At 41.8% G+C, this 14696-nt stretch carries 14 protein-coding genes; 11 read left to right on the top strand and 3 right to left on the bottom strand.

Annotated elements, in window-relative coordinates:
* Window positions 1-307 precede the first annotated feature (307 nt).
* The gene (gene comER / locus BLS23_RS17425) at window positions 308-1117 is read right to left on the bottom strand and encodes a late competence protein ComER (protein WP_089654327.1); all 810 of its coding nucleotides are present in this window, start codon (window positions 1115-1117) and stop codon (window positions 308-310) included.
* Between the two features lie 72 nt (window positions 1118-1189).
* Here comER and BLS23_RS17420 point away from each other — a divergent pair, with 72 nt between their 5' ends.
* The 3 genes from BLS23_RS17420 (at window position 1190) to BLS23_RS17410 (ending at window position 4652) form a co-directional block, all read left to right on the top strand.
* A complete protein-coding gene (locus BLS23_RS17420) occupies window positions 1190-1771 on the top strand; it encodes a helix-hairpin-helix domain-containing protein (protein ID WP_167356113.1) in 582 nt (193 codons plus the stop codon).
* Between the two features lie 56 nt (window positions 1772-1827).
* Window positions 1828-2385, top strand: a complete 558-nt coding sequence (locus tag BLS23_RS17415) for a ComE operon protein 2 (protein ID WP_089654325.1) — start codon at window positions 1828-1830, stop codon at window positions 2383-2385.
* A 92-nt stretch (window positions 2386-2477) separates the two neighbouring features.
* Window positions 2478-4652: a DNA internalization-related competence protein ComEC/Rec2 gene (locus tag BLS23_RS17410; protein ID WP_244157270.1), complete on the top strand. Its 2175-nt coding sequence runs from the start codon at window positions 2478-2480 to the stop codon at window positions 4650-4652.
* A gap of 43 nt (window positions 4653-4695) precedes the next feature.
* On the opposite strand, the gene BLS23_RS17405 is transcribed toward BLS23_RS17410, so the two are convergent.
* Window positions 4696-4830 carry a YqzM family protein gene (locus BLS23_RS17405; RefSeq protein WP_089654323.1) on the bottom strand — a complete coding sequence of 45 codons (135 nt, stop codon included), beginning with the start codon at window positions 4828-4830 and terminating at the stop codon, window positions 4696-4698.
* 348 nt (window positions 4831-5178) lie between these two features.
* Here BLS23_RS17405 and holA point away from each other — a divergent pair, with 348 nt between their 5' ends.
* A complete protein-coding gene (gene holA / locus BLS23_RS17400) occupies window positions 5179-6198 on the top strand; it encodes a DNA polymerase III subunit delta (protein ID WP_089654322.1) in 1020 nt (339 codons plus the stop codon).
* A 206-nt stretch (window positions 6199-6404) separates the two neighbouring features.
* On the opposite strand, the gene rpsT is transcribed toward holA, so the two are convergent.
* A complete protein-coding gene (gene rpsT, locus BLS23_RS17395; RefSeq protein WP_089654321.1) occupies window positions 6405-6665 on the bottom strand; it encodes a 30S ribosomal protein S20 in 261 nt (86 codons plus the stop codon).
* A gap of 161 nt (window positions 6666-6826) precedes the next feature.
* On the opposite strand from rpsT, the gene gpr reads away from it, so the two are divergent.
* The 7 genes from gpr to grpE all read left to right on the top strand — a co-directional run bounded on the left by gpr (window position 6827) and on the right by grpE (window position 14677).
* Window positions 6827-7918 carry a GPR endopeptidase gene (gene gpr / locus BLS23_RS17390; protein WP_089654320.1) on the top strand — a complete coding sequence of 364 codons (1092 nt, stop codon included), beginning with the start codon at window positions 6827-6829 and terminating at the stop codon, window positions 7916-7918.
* Between the two features lie 78 nt (window positions 7919-7996).
* Entirely contained in the window at window positions 7997-9145 is a 1149-nt protein-coding gene (gene spoIIP / locus BLS23_RS17385) for a stage II sporulation protein P (protein ID WP_089654319.1), read from the top strand.
* Window positions 9146-9160: 15 nt separating this feature from the next.
* Entirely contained in the window at window positions 9161-9478 is a 318-nt protein-coding gene (locus BLS23_RS17380; RefSeq protein ID WP_089654318.1) for a hypothetical protein, read from the top strand.
* 96 nt (window positions 9479-9574) lie between these two features.
* Window positions 9575-11389, top strand: coding sequence for a translation elongation factor 4 (gene lepA, locus BLS23_RS17375; RefSeq protein ID WP_089654317.1), 1815 nt, complete (start codon window positions 9575-9577; stop codon window positions 11387-11389).
* Window positions 11390-11462: 73 nt separating this feature from the next.
* Entirely contained in the window at window positions 11463-12602 is a 1140-nt protein-coding gene (gene hemW / locus BLS23_RS17370; protein WP_089654316.1) for a radical SAM family heme chaperone HemW, read from the top strand.
* Between the two features lie 404 nt (window positions 12603-13006).
* Complete coding sequence (hrcA, locus tag BLS23_RS17360) at window positions 13007-14029, top strand: heat-inducible transcriptional repressor HrcA (protein WP_089654314.1); 1023 nt, start codon at window positions 13007-13009, stop codon at window positions 14027-14029.
* 117 nt (window positions 14030-14146) lie between these two features.
* The gene (gene grpE, locus BLS23_RS17355; protein ID WP_089654313.1) at window positions 14147-14677 is read left to right on the top strand and encodes a nucleotide exchange factor GrpE; all 531 of its coding nucleotides are present in this window, start codon (window positions 14147-14149) and stop codon (window positions 14675-14677) included.
* Window positions 14678-14696 lie beyond the last annotated feature (19 nt).

Raw genomic sequence — 14696 nt, 5'->3', positions numbered from 1 at the left:
AATAGCGGACTCTTTTTTTGGGTTGTTCTGGCCGTTGAAGACTTGATTTTCGAGATGTTTGTGTGAAAGGAACCGGGGTGTCGAGGAATGACTCGCTTTCCACAGGAGCCCTCGCTCTCAGGCTACGTAAAAGGTCTCACTAAGCCCTCTATTCCAGCAGGAGGCTCCCCATTTCCCGCCGCCCTTTGCCATATAAGTATTTCGACACCACTTCAATGAATAGCGAAGCCTATCTTAATAGAGATTAGATCCTGCAATAAAAGTATGGTTATTGCAGGAAAATTGGATCTTTTGTCGAATGTGTAAATTATAAATTAATGTGTTTTTTATCTTCTTTATGTTTATTTTGAGTAGCTTCAAACATTTTTTGAAACAATGGCCCAATGTGATCTTCTAGAGCTTGTAACCCCTCTCCCGTAACCCCACCCTTGACAGTCACTTTTTCCATTAATTCTTCCAGAGTCATTACTTTTTGTGCTAAAAGTTCTCCCAGTCCAACCATCATATTTTCTGTTAATGACGTCGCTTTATCTTTAGGAAGCTCCGCAACATCACCAGCAGCTGCTATCCATTGACTGAGCAGATAACTGATGAATGCAGGCCCGCATGATACGATGTCTGATGCTACACGGATGTGTTTTTCTTCAACTTCGATAGGTGTGGAAATGTGTTGGAAAGTCTCTTTTAATAAGTCGCGATTCTCCTTTTTTATCTTTGATCCAAAAGTGAATAAACTTACCCCTGACCATGCATGATTCGTTATAGAGGGTACAATCCGTGCAACCTGGCAAGGTGTGACTTTTTCTAATTGATCCACCGCGACCGGGCTAGTAATGGAGACAAGACATTGATTTTCAGACCATTTTCCTTCTAATTCATCGATGATGTTTTTGTAATGATGCGGCTTGACGCATATGAAAATGATGTCACTCTTATTTTGCAGCTCAGATACATTCTTCGCTACATGAAGCTTTGGAAATTCTTCTTGGATCTTTTCCGCTTTTTCTATGGTTCGGTTGTAAATCGTCAACTTCTCAGCAGGTACGGCTCCGCTCTTAATAAGCGTAGAGATGAGCATACTCCCCATATTCCCTGTGCCGATGATTCCCCATTTCATTGGAATCCCTCCTTAATGATTACCTATATATCCTTATTCTGAAAATATACAATTATGAAAGAAGGTAAGAGAATGAGCGTATTAAAAAGATACGTGTGGGTGTTTATTGTCCTGGCAGTCGTTGGTGTTCTTTATTTTTTCAAGCCTGCAGATGATGCTGAGAGCCATATGGTCGAAATGGAAGTGGAGCAGACGGACACTCTTGAAACAGTCGAAGAAGCTCCTGGTTCTGTTCCTGTAAAAGTCGATGTAAAAGGGGAAGTGCATCATCCCGGTGTATATACAATGAAAGAAGAAACAAGAGTTGACGATGCTATCAAAGAAGCCGGGGGAATGACAGAAGAGGCTGATCCTACGAGTGTGAACTTGGCGCAAAGAATACAAGATGAAATGGTGATCTTTGTAGCCTCCGAACGAGTATCATCCGATGAAATAGTCGAAAAGGGTTCACAAGAAGCTGAAAAAATAAGCATTAACCGTGCTTCAGCAAGTGAAATGGAAAAATTGAATGGAATTGGACCCTCGAAAGCTGCTAGTATTATCAAGTATAGAGAAGAGAATGGCCCATTTTCTTCTGTGGAAGATCTAGTGAACGTCCCTGGAATAGGTGAAAAGACGTTGGAAAATCTCAAGGAAATGATCACCGTTCCGTAAGTTTGACGGAACGCATACGTCAGAGTAAACTTGATGAAAAAAGTGGAGGTTACATAATGGAACGGATTACTTGGAATCAATACTTTATGTCACAAAGCTATTTGTTAAAATCACGCAGCACTTGTCAGAGGTTAGCTGTAGGCGCTGTTATTGTAAGAGATAAGCGAATGATTGCCGGGGGATACAATGGAAGTGTATCCGGAGGTGTTCATTGCATTGATGAGGGATGCTATGTAGTGGATGGTCATTGTGTCCGTACCATTCATGCCGAAATGAACGCACTCCTGCAGTGTTCAAAGTTCGGTGTTGCTACAGAAGGGGCAGAAATTTACGTGACTCATTTTCCGTGTCTGCATTGTACAAAGGCAATTATTCAAGCGGGGATAAAAGCCGTTTATTATAGTGAAGATTACAAAAATGACCCCTATGCTATTGAAGTCCTGCAACAATCAGGTGTTCGTGTACAAAAGGTTCCGGTTGAAAAGGAACCGCTTCAATTTGAGCACAAGCTTCTCATTAAACAGATGCTTGAGAAACTCGAAATGATGGAAGATCCTGAATCTGAACAGCTTGTAAAAGAAGCATCACAACTCTTAAAGCTTGAGAGCCGGTGATTTTTTTGAGAGGATCCTGGCACATCCCCGTCTTAGCCTTTGTGCTTGGCGGGGTGTTATCCATTCAAGAAGGATTCACTTTTTTGGTATTTGTGTTTATTATGCTTTACTGGCTCATCAATTACCGCCGACATCTTCTCTTTCTATTTATTCTTTTTCTGTTTGGAATAGGTGGATATATCCACCTTTCCCCAAGCACCTCTTCGTTTTATCCTCAACTCCTTGATCATGAATCAAGAAAAGGTACAATTGTTTCTGATGTAACAGAAACAGCTCAATCAATCTCCATGGTGGTGAAAGGGGAAGAAGGGAAATTTCTAGTTCGTTTTTTGAAAGAGAATGAGAATGATTTTTCTCCCGGGTGGAAGCATGGAGCCGTATGTACGGTAAAAGGAAAGGCAGAACCTTTAGATAGTGCTCGGAATCCAGGGCAGTTTGATTATCGTGCTTATATGGCAGACAAAGGCATTCATGCTCAAATCCTCATAAATGATGAAGCAGCTCTACAGTGTGAAGGAGAATCGTGGACCAGCCATTTGTACGACACAAGGAAACAATTGAAATTGACTGTTAAAGATCGTGTTCACCCAGGTACTTATATATGGATGGAGGCTCTAATATTTGGAGATACAGGCCTGATCGACGCATCGACGGTTGAATGGTTTAGAGCGTTTAACTTGTCCCACATTCTAGCCATATCAGGACTTCACGTTGGGCTTACACTTGGGGGAACTTACTTTCTTTTATACCGTACAGGCCTGGCAACCAAAAAACAATCCAAGCTTTTTTTGTTATTACTATTGCCTTTTTATATGTTTATTTCGGGTGGTGCTCCATCTGTCATGCGCGCTGGGGTAATGGGCGTGCTTCTTATCTTCACAAGCTCCTTCCAAAAAAAGATCCCCCTTACCGACATCCTTTCCTTCACTTGTCTATTCTTATTGGTTTCTTCTCCGTCTTATTTTTACCACCTTGGTTTTCAATTTTCGTTTTTAGTTACTTTTAGTTTGTTACTCACTATTCCAATTTTGAAACAATACGAAAGTAAATGGATGCAGTCAGCGGTCATAGGGATGGTGAGTCAGCTATCACTTCTTGCATTGCAAATCCATTATTTTTATGAATTTCAGCCCTTTTCTTTATGGATGAACATGATTGCTGTTCCATATTTTTCGTTTTTTGTAATTCCTTTTTTGATGATCCTCTTTATCCTATCCCTTCTCGTCCCTGCCTTATGTTCGGTTCTTTCTCGTGCATTTGCCATCGTCCATGAATCTGTTCTGTCCTTTCTAATAGCGTTATCAAAATATCTTGATTACCCTTGGGTGATTGGTGAACTTCCCCCTATTTATATCGTTGTGTATATATGCTTTTTTTTAGTGGTGATGAGGAATTGGGAACTAAAGAAAAACGTGAAGGCTTTTACTGCTTCCCTTGCCGTGGTTTTTGTACTTGTTTTTTATAGTTCGACTCCATATTTCTCAAAGGAGGGTGTCGTAACTATGTTGGATGTTGGTCAGGGCGATTCGTTCGTTATAGAACTGCCTTATAGGAAAGGTGTCGTTATGATTGATGCAGCGGGACCCCCGATTTTTACAACGAACAAGGAAAAGACAGCGAAGGAAGTAATCTTGCCTTATTTACAGTCACGAGGGATTGATCACATTGATGCTTTATTTATCACTCACGAAGATTCGGATCACAGCGGAAGTATTCCTTTTATTCTTGAAGCCGTGGATGTCGATCGAATGTACGTCAGTCCTTTTCATACCGAGAAATACGAAAGTGAGGTAAGAGTGGAGAGAGTAAGTGCAGAACAAAGCGTTTGGGTAGGAGACCATGAATTTCGTGTCGTACACCCAGTTATAGATCAAGATCATGGTGACCCAAATGACAATTCGCTCGTATTGGATAGCGTAATAGGTGGGAAGCGGTGGCTTTTCACGGGGGATATATCTGCTCCTATTGAGAGGGAAATCGTAAAGAGAAACCGTATAGGGCAGAAAGATGTATTGAAAGTTGCCCATCACGGGAGTCATACATCAACATCAGAAGAGTTATTGAAGCGGGTGAATCCTAAGATCGGGTTGATTTCAGCTGGTTTGGACAACAGGTATGGTCATCCTCATGAAGAGGTAGTGGAAAGATTGACCGAGCATGGAGTTGTATTGCTTCAAACAAATCGACATGGAGCCGTCCAATACATTTTTTCTGGGCAAAGTGGAACGTTTTCAACATTTTTCCCGTATAATGCGAGCAGAGAATAAAAAAAGACTGCCGAAAACAGCAGCCTTCCGGTTTTGTATCCAATTACTGTCCGAGAAAAGAAAACAAAACACCGATGAAGAAAATAACGAAGAAGAAAACAAATGAAAATACAAACCCTAACCCAGAGTCGATCACATCATTAGTTTTGGATTGAATATCGTTTTTAAACTCGTTCACTGTTACCCCTCCTATATCAATTATTAAGTATAGTCCATTTTTAACCAAAAATCTACATTTACCGGGCATGAAAACGAATTTTCATTGATGATTCATACCTTTCCCACTCCTAGCAAGACTTGTCACAGATAATTCTTACGTAAGCGGTCAAACTAAACGCAAGAGAGGAACAACATCGTCCTCTCCAAGAGCTCCCGGGGCTTTTGGAATGGCGTTTATATAGATGGTTCATACGGCGATATCAGCACACCATTTTGACAGAAATTCCAAAGAAACATAAAATGGTGACACTGAGTTCCCCTTTATGGGGCGCCGTACTCTTTTTTATAAAGGAAGGACAACCACATTATGGTCAATGTAAAACAATCACAAGTGTACTTATTATATGGGGAAGAATCCTATTTAATTCAAGAACATAAAAATAAAATCATTGAAAAAACATTAAAGAAAGAAGACCGGGAGTTTAATATTTCCCAGTATGATTTAGAAGAGACACCTATTGAGGATGTCATTACAGATGCAGAAACCTTTCCATTTCTTGGTGAAGGGAAAGTGGTTATTGCCAATCATCCCGTCTTTTTAAAGGCGAAGCCGGATAAACTTCCGTTCGAGCATGACACGGAGGTGCTGCTGGAATACCTTCAAAATCCTGCGGAATACACGGTGCTTATTCTAGTTGCTCCTTATGAAAAGCTGGATGAACGGAAAAAAGTGTTCAAACAATTAAAAAAGAACGGAGAAGTCATCAGTTGCCAGCCGGTTAAAGAATGGGACGTTGACAAATGGGTCCAAACATTAGCGAATGATTTACATATCACCGTTCCTCCAGAGATTCATGAACTGTTCACTCAAGAAATTGGTGCAAATCTTATGGCGCTTAGAAAAGAAATGGAAAAATTGGCTTTGTATGTCGGAGAAGGCGGCGTTGTCACGAGAGAAATCGCAGAACAGCTTCTTTCCCACAGTGCAGAAGCTTCAGGGCTTAAACTTGTCGATGCCGTCATGGAAAAAGATTTGGGTCGAGCCATTCGGATTTATAAAGATCTGGAAAAACTGAATGAGGAGCCGATCGCTTTAACTGCCCTTCTGGCTTCTCAATTCAGGATTATCAGTCAAGCGAAGGTACTCAAACAAAAAGGATACGGCCAAAATCAAATGAAAAGTTATATTAAGGCCCACCCTTACGTTATAAAAATGGCGCTTAAAAGAGAACGTGCCTTCACCCAACAGGAACTGGATCAAATTATGAATCAACTTGCAGAAACTGACTACAATTTGAAGCAGGGGAAAATGGAGAAAGCCCTGGCTTTTGAAATGCTTCTCTATCGCTTGATCAACATCAAACAAAACACACCCGTTTCTTCCTAATTATTGATCCAATATACTTGATCACGAGTCGTTTTCAAGCCAACCTGATCCCTAACATAACGGCTCTAATAATTTTGAAATCGAGTCTTCCATTTAATGAAGATTAAACGAAAAGAAGCCCTCCGATGAATCGGAGGGCTTCTTTCATGTAAAAACGACCCATTCAAGAAAGAAGGATCGTCTGTTGGTCATAAATTACGAATGAATTATAATGCGTTGACTAGTTTAGTTAGGCGGGATTTTTTACGGTTCCCTGTGTTTTGAGGAAGGGCACCACGTTGAACAGCTTTGTCGATTTTCTTAACAGCTGTAGGAAGTGCTTCTTTCGCGTTCTCTACATCCTTGCTTTCAACAAGCTTTTCTACACGTTTAACCGCTGTACGCATGTCAGATTTGAAAGCTGCATTCAAGGAACGAGCGTCATCATTCGTACGTACACGTTTTTTCGCTGATTTAATGTTAGGCATAGTTTCACCTCCTAGGTAAAAACAAAAAACTCATTCATATCGAACAAGAGACATTTTACCAGAGCGGTAAGCTGTTTTCAATACTTATCTCATTACCAATCCCTTCATTTGCATAGTTTTTATCTGCTTGGGAGAAGATTTTCTTAAGGAGGTTGAAGTGAATGGAGGAAAATTTCGACTACACGTTGAGAACGGACCTGGCACTTGAGGCACAGGAAATGAATGTGAAAGATGAACCCGGATCCTCAGATACTGATGGGGTTGAGGTTCATGAAAATGAAAAGAATGATATTAAAATCACGTATGTAACGGTAGATGAAGCGGGTGCTGAACGAATTGGGAAGAAAGCGGGGCATTATGTCACGTTAGAATCGCTCGCTATTCGTAAGCAGGATCATCAATTGCAAGTGAATTTATCCAAAACGTTATCCGGCCAGCTAAGAAAATTGATGAATGAGTGTGGAATAAAGGATATGGACCGTGGGTTAATTGTTGGCCTTGGTAACCAAAATGTGACCCCGGATGCTTTAGGACCATTGGTAACAGAAGAAGTCTATGTAACGAGCCACTTATTTGAGCTTCATCCGGAAACCGTATCTGATGGCTACCGTCCCGTATCTGCTTTCACGCCCGGGGTCATGGGTGTCACAGGTATTGAAACCAGTGATATGGTCCATGGAATCATAGAACAAACGAAACCGGATTTCGTTCTTGTCATCGATGCTCTTGCATCACGTTCAATCAATCGCATCAATGCGACCATACAACTCTCTGATACGGGGATCCACCCAGGCTCTGGTGTGGGCAACAAGCGGAAAGAAATCAGCCGAGAGACATACGGAATTCCTGTGATCTCCATTGGTGTACCAACAGTAGTAGATGCCGTGACCATCACGAGTGATGCGATTGATTATGTGTTAAAACATTTTGGCAGAGAGTGGCGGGAAAAAGACCGTCCGTCCAATGCTTTGTCACCTGCCATGAACCCGTTTGAAAGAAAGACGCTGACGGCTGAAGACCACCCGAATGAAGAGCAAAGCAAAGCGGTCATGGGCATGTTCGGCCAATTAGAAGAGATGGAAAAGAAACAACTGATTAAAGAAGTGCTGACCCCTCTGGGCCACAATTTGATGGTCACACCGAAAGAGGTGGACAGCTTTATCCAGGACATGGCTCATGTCATTGCTAAAGGGATCAATGGGGCCTTGCATCCGGGTATAGAAGATGGAGAAGCACAATCATATTTGAAATAATGATTTAATAGAGAGGTTCTATTAAATTCCTCTCTCTCATACCATTTACTAGATAGTGGATGAGGGGGAGGATTTTTCATGTCTCGTTACCCGATCATGAAGAAAAATAAGAAAAGTTATATGAAGCAGGGGACAAGGTGGACCATCATCGCAGTCACTGTTTTGCTTTTATTATTTATTGGTATCGGTATTCTTACAGGGGCAAAAACGACCTATCGTATTTATTCAAGTACGATACAAGAATGGACAACCAAGCTTGAAGGCAGTGCTTTTTTATATCTGTTCGAAATGGAAAACCGCTCCTTTAAAGATGCCCATCCGGAAGGGAATCGAATTCCGAGCTTGACCACATTGTCTTTTCAACTACTTACGAGCCTTACACCGAATGATCCAAGAAGCCTCCTGGGAAGGGAAATCCCTGGATTGTCTTCTTACAACAGTCAAATTATCATTGCTGGTAAAGGGACGGACTATTCCACACTCCCTATTGAGTCAGAACCTCCTATGATCGTAGATGACCGAGGGGAAGAAGGGGATGTGGAAGAAAATAACGAAGACGAAGGCAAATTGGAAGAGAAACCAGTGGGTGAAGATCGTGTTTATATTTACCACACGCACAACACAGAATCTTTTTATCCACACTTACCGGATGAGTCCACGGACCACGATGGAAAAGTAAATATTACTCTTATCGGAGAACGTCTTGGCGAAGGGTTAGAAAAAAGAGGGATTGGAACGATTGTTGATACAACAGATGTAGCTGCATTAAGAAGTGAAAAAGGAATGGAATATTATCAATCCTATGATGCCGTGAGACCAGTTGTTGAAGAAGCCATCAGTCAGAATGGTGACATCCGATATTTGTTTGACCTTCATAGGGATTCACTTTCCAAGGAGCACACCACAACGACGATCAACGGAAAAAATTACGCGCGTTTCGCTTTTGTTATAGGTGCGGAACACCCTCAATATGAACAGAACTTACAACTCGCATCCAAAATTCATCAGCTTCTCGAGGAGAAATATCCTGGGATCAGCCGGGGTGTCATTACGAAGAAGGGTTCGGGGGTAGACGGCATTTATAACCAGGACTTGCATCCGAATGCCATACTTATCGAGTTTGGCGGAGTTTATAATCATTTAGATGAGTTGTATCGTTCAGCAGATGTGATGGCTGAAGTTTTCAGTGATTATTACTTCGAGGATGAAAAAGTATCCAAAGATTGATGGAGGAGGGGCGCAATGAAATGGTTGGCGGGGGGACTCATCGTTATCATTGTTTTTGTGACGGGAGCTTTTTATGGCATTGATAAAACGAACGAAAAGCTGGATGACCGGCCCGCTGTGGTGACGACTCCAATATCAGAGCAAGAAGTGGATCATAGCGTGGAAAAGCAAACATCCATATCACCGGGTTCCGATGATTTTTGCGCCTCTCCTAATATAGAATCTGGAGCACCCTGGATCTCTAAGCTTGCCGGAGGGATGGGGCAAGGGGTAGCTTCGAGCTTCAATGGAGTCATCGTTGTTTTGTCTGAAATCATACAGGCGGGAGAATAAGATTCAGATGTTGTTGGGGTTTACATTGAATAATGCTTGCCGTATTGCTATAATCAACCTAGATATTTGTGTCGAATTCAGTAGGAGTGATTTAAGTTGACAGCACAATCTAAACAAGAAAGGGTCCGCAATTTTTCGATTATTGCCCATATCGACCATGGGAAATCGACGCTTGCAGACCGTATTCTGGAAAAAACGAAAGCTTTAACACAAAGAGAAATGAAGGAGCAATTCCTTGATGCAATGGATCTTGAACGTGAACGTGGAATCACGATTAAATTAAATGCCGTTCAATTGTCTTATGAAGCGAACGATGGACAGGATTATACGTTCCACTTAATTGATACCCCGGGCCACGTCGACTTTACATATGAGGTCTCTCGTAGTTTAGCGGCCTGTGAAGGGGCGATCCTGGTTGTAGATGCTGCCCAGGGAATAGAAGCACAAACATTAGCCAATGTTTATCTAGCGCTGGAAAACGATTTGGAAATTATCCCGGTCATTAATAAAATTGACCTTCCTGGTGCAGATCCTGAGCGGATTAAACAAGAAATTGAAGATGTCATCGGGATTGATGCTTCTGATGCCATTCTTGCTTCAGCTAAAGAAGGAGTAGGAATCGATGAGATTTTAGAGCGGATCGTAAGCGATATTCCGGCTCCTGAGGGCGATGTCAAAGATCCGACAAAGGCTCTGATTTTCGATTCCTTGTACGATTCGTACAGAGGTGTCGTTGCCTATACCTGTGTTCGTGAAGGCTCTATCAAACTTGGCGATAAAATTAAAATGATGGCGACGGGTAAAGAGTTCGAAGTGAACGAACTAGGTGTGTTTCGCCCGACCCCGACCCCATTGAAAGAGTTGAATGTCGGGGATGTCGGTTATTTGACGGCATCGATCAAAAATATCGGCGACAGCCGTGTGGGGGACACCATTACACTTGCCAATAACCCTGCAGCCGAACCACTGCCTGGTTATAAAAAGATGAATCCGATGGTGTTCTGCGGAATGTATCCTGTAGATGCGAGCAAATATAACGATCTTAGAGATGCTCTTGAACGCTTGGAACTTAATGATTCATCCCTTCAATTTGAACCGGAAACTTCCCAAGCACTTGGCTTTGGATTCCGTTGTGGTTTCTTGGGAATGCTTCATATGGAAATCATTCAAGAACGTATTGAGCGGGAATATAAAATCGACCTTATTACGACGGCACCAAGTGTTATTTATCAGGTAACCCAAACAGATGGATCTGTTATCAATGTCGATAACCCTTCGATGATGCCGGATAACCAAAAACTTGAAGAAGTTCAGGAACCTTTTGTTAAAGCAACGGTCATGGTCCCTAACGATTATGTTGGTCCAGTCATGGAAATCTGTCAGCGTAAACGTGGTAATTTCATGGATATGCAGTATTTAGATGACAATAGGGTCAATATCGTTTATGAGATTCCATTGTCTGAAATTGTTTATGATTTCTTTGATTCCTTGAAATCCCAAACAAAAGGATATGCATCCTTTGATTACGAGTTGATTGGGTATCGTGTCTCCAACCTCGTGAAAATGGATATCTTGTTGAATGGGGATACCATTGATGCATTGTCCTTCATCGTACACCGTGACTTTGCGTATGAGCGCGGAAAGCTCATTGCTGAAAAGCTTAAGGAATTAATTCCAAGACAGCAATTCGAAGTTCCTGTCCAAGCCGCGATTGGAAATAAAATTGTGGCTCGAACGACGATTAAAGCGATGCGTAAAAACGTTCTTTCCAAATGTTACGGAGGAGACATTTCCCGTAAGCGTAAATTGCTTGAAAAGCAAAAAGAAGGGAAGAAACGCATGAAGATGGTCGGATCTGTCGAGGTCCCTCAAGAGGCCTTCATGTCGGTCCTTGACTTGAACGAAGACTAAAGCTAAAGGAAGACAGTTGAAACCGCAGGAGATTTTTCTCTTGCGGTTTTCCTTATGAAAGGTGGTAACATCCATGAAAATTCCATCCGCATATATTCACATCCCTTTTTGTCAGCAGATTTGTCACTATTGTGATTTTACGAAATTTTTCTATAATGAGCGACTGGCAGATGAATATTTAGAAGCACTGGAAAAAGAAATTCACACCTATATCCCTGGAGAAAAAGCGAGTGTACGAACCATTTTTGTCGGAGGCGGAACTCCGACAGCCGTGAACCATAAGCAGTTAGAAAAGCTTTTACAAATGATTGATAATCATTTTGATATAGCTGGCTGTGAAGAATACACGTTTGAAGCAAATCCTGGTGATTTAGATGTGGAAAAAGTACGTTTGTTAAAAGAGTATGGCGTCGATCGTATATCACTCGGAGTTCAAGTCTTCGACGATGATATGCTCCAAAAGATTGGTCGTGTACACAAAGTAAAAGATGTTTATACGAATATTGATCGTCTAGTTCAGGCGGGTTTAACGAATGTAAGTATAGATCTTATGTATGCTCTCCCGGGACAAACGGTTGAAGATTTTGAAAAAACCATTGATGAAGCGATGCAGTTCGGCTTACCGCATTATTCTTCCTACTCTCTACAAATTGAACCGAAAACTGTGTTTTATCAACGGTACAAAAAGGGTAAGCTTTCCAAGGCGAAAGAAGATGATGAAGCAGAAATGTACGAATTACTACAGCGTAAATTAGCAGAAGCTGGCGCTGTGCAGTATGAAATCAGCAACTTTGCCAAGCCTGGGTTTGAAAGTAAACACAACCTGACATACTGGAATAATGAATATTATTATGGAATCGGAGCGGGTGCTCATGGGTATCTTCCGGGTAAACGGACAATAAATATCCGTCCTCTGCCTGCCTATGTGAAGAAAGCCACGGAAGATGGAAAACCCGTTCTCCACGAGGAACCTATTGGTCTGAAAGAACAGCTGGAGGAAGAAATGTTTCTCGGTCTCAGAAAGACACAAGGGGTATCGAAAGAGCTCTTCCAACAAAAGTATGGGAAAACACTTGTAGATGTTTTCGGAAACAAGCTTACGGAACTGAGAGAGCGCTCCTTAATAGCAGAAGACGCTGACCATATTCGTCTTACATCCAAGGGTCGCATTCTTGGTAATGAAGTATTCCAAGAGTTCTTATTGGATGAATAACGATCTATACGTTCTTCATCCATAAATGGTCGCCATAAGAAAGGTCCGTTGATTTACAATGATATGGGTAGGGTGGGTAACGGTGAGAATTCCACAAAAGAAGGAGCCGGGCGATACCTCGAAGGCCTTGTTAAAGATGGGTTTCCAGTACCTCCTGAGCGAGCCTGTTTCCTTCTCCCAACCCGAACTCTTATTGCGTCACTGTCTATACTTCCTGTCTTCAAAAAGGGTGCTTTAGGGAACGGAACATCAAGTATAAAAGGGACATTTTCTAAAAGAGAAGAAGGACCGGGAGGAACGACTAAAAAAAAGAGCTTTATCCGTTGACATCCCTCAACCCTTTTGATAATTTATTATTAGATTTAGCACTCACTCCAAACGAGTGCTAACAGGGGTGATCATCGATGTTAACAGATAGACAATTGCTCATTTTGCAAGTCATTATTGATGATTTCATTCTGACCGCACAACCTATAGGGTCACGGTCAATAGCCAAAAAAGATGCTGTAACATTCAGTTCAGCAACGATAAGGAATGAAATGGCTGATTTAGAGGAACTGGGTTTTATTGAAAAAACCCATTCATCTTCCGGAAGGGTCCCCTCTGAAAAAGGGTATCGCTTCTATGTCGACCATCTTCTTTCTCCATTGCGCCTTTCCAGTCAAGAGATTGTGACAATTCGGGAAGCATTCGATGATAAAATGATGGAGTTTGAACGTGTGGTTCAGAAGTCAGCAGGTATTCTCTCCGATTTGACGAACTACACATCCATTGTCCTTGGACCTGAAGTATTCGAAACAAAACTAAAACAACTGCAGATCGTTCCATTGTCTGATCAGTCTGCTATTGCCATTTTAGTTACGGATACCGGTCATGTGGAGCATCGCGCTTTCAATGTTCCTGTTGAGATCAAGGGTGCAGATCTGGAAAAGATGGTGAACATTTTAAACAGCCGGCTCCAAGGAGTCCCGTTAGTAAAATTGCACGAGAAACTCTATTCTGAGATCAATGATCTATTAAAAACACATACAGATCATCACGAAGAAGCTTTCCAGTATTTGCGTGCAGCTCTTGTGGATGAACATCCGACGAAACTGTACATTGGTGGAAAGACAAACATTCTCATGCAACCTGAATTCAGGGACCTTGATAAAGTCAGGTCTTTATATGCCACCATCGAACGGGAAAGTGAGATGGCTGACTTGCTGCGGACCGGTAAGAAAGGAATTCAAGTCCGAATAGGACAAGAAAACCCTTTTGATGCTATGCAAAACTGCAGTCTGATTACGGCAAGTTATCAGCTCGGGAATGATCAAGTGGGTACAATTGCCCTCTTAGGTCCGACTCGCATGGAGTATAACCGAATGTTTTCATTGATGAACGTCTTATCAAAGCATATGACCGATACTTTCCGTGCCTGGTATTAGGACGGAAAAAAGAAGAGGGTCAGCCGACCCGTCACTTCATTTTGTGTCATGCTTTTTCAGGATAAGGATTCATGTTATAGTCAGTAACGGTGTAATGGAAAGTAGGAGGTGGAAGTCATGGAAGAGAACAAACAAGAAATCATTGATGAAAAAGATGAAGCTCAAAATGAGGAATCTGAACAAACGGTAGTAGAAGAGACAGATGAATTGGAACAGCTTCGTCAGGAAAAAGAAGAAATCAATAATCGACTGCTTCGTTTGCAAGCGGATTATGATAATTTCCGCCGTCGTACTCAAAAAGAGAAAGAGGCGGACAGGAAATATAGATCCCAGAGCCTTGTAGAGGAATTGATCCCGGCTTTGGATAACTTCGAAAGAGCTCTCCAGGTGGAAGTGGATGGCGATGCTGCCAAAAACTTCGCAGATGGAATGAAAATGGTTTATGACCAATTTAAAGCAGCTCTGGAAAAAGAAGGCGTCGAAGAAATTCCTGCTAAAGGGGAAGAATTCGATCCTCATATGCATCAGGCGATTATGCAAGTCGAAGACGAAAATTATGAAAGTAATATTGTCGTAGAAGAGTTGCAAAAAGGATACCGCCTGAAAGATCGGGTTATCCGCCCGTCAATGGTAAAAGTGAATCAGTAAAAATTATCTTATGAACGAG

It is taken from the genome of Halobacillus aidingensis (genome assembly GCF_900104185.1).
GTDB lineage: Bacteria > Bacillota > Bacilli > Bacillales > Halobacillaceae > Halobacillus > Halobacillus aidingensis.
This window is presented reverse-complemented; position numbering and strand designations above follow the sequence as displayed.